The 827-nt window shown below is 53.0% G+C and carries 1 rRNA gene; it reads left to right on the top strand.

Annotated features, from left to right (window positions below):
* Nucleotides 1–827 (top strand): 23S ribosomal RNA (locus NE671_RS15685); the annotation flags it as partial.

Raw genomic sequence — 827 nt, 5'->3', positions numbered from 1 at the left:
AGGGCCAGAGTCAGTAGGAGTAGACCCGAAACCGGGTGATCTATCCATGTCCAGGTTGAAGCTGCCGTAAGAGGTAGTGGAGGACCGAACCCACATCCGTTGAAAAGGGTGGGGATGAGGTGTGGATAGGGGAGAAATTCCAATCGAACCCGGAGATAGCTGGTTCTCCTCGAAATAGCTTTAGGGCTAGCCTCGGTGTGAGTCTTGCGGAGGTAGAGCACTGAATTTCCTAGGGGGCGTCAAAGCCTACCGAAGAATATCAAACTCCGAATGCCGTGTAGATATCACCGGGAGTCAGACTGCACGAGATAAGTTGGGCGGTCAAAAGGGAAAGAGCCCAGACCTACAGTTAAGGTCCCAAAGTGCGCGTTAAGTGGAAAAGGATGTGGGATTTCGAAGACAACCAGGATGTTGGCTCAGAAGCAGCCATACATTCAAAGAGTGCGTAATAGCTCACTGGTCGAGAGGTCCTGCGCCGAAAATGTCCGGGGCTGAAACGCGCCACCGAAACTAAGGAATCTGAAAAGATTGGTAGAGGAGCATTGCATGCGGGAAGAAGCAGTACCGGAAGGAGCTGTGGACTGCATGGAAGAGAGAATGCCGGAATGAGTAGCGAGATAGAGGTGGGAATCCTCTAGGCCGAATATCCAAGGTTTCCAGGGTAAAGCTGATCTGCCCTGGGTGAGTCGGGACCTAAGGTGAGGGCGAGAGCCGTAGCCGATGGACAACAGGTTGATATTCCTGTACTGCAGTATGACAGAACTGTGGGGACACGTAAGGAGAGCGGGAGCCGGGAATGGAAAGCCCGGTACAAGCGAGGTACCAGT

It is taken from the genome of Blautia sp. DFI.9.10 (genome assembly GCF_024461705.1).
GTDB classification, from domain to species: domain Bacteria; phylum Bacillota; class Clostridia; order Lachnospirales; family Lachnospiraceae; genus Blautia_A; species Blautia_A fusiformis.
The sequence above is the reverse complement of the archived record's forward strand: the minus strand, read 5'-3'. Positions and strand labels throughout refer to the sequence as shown.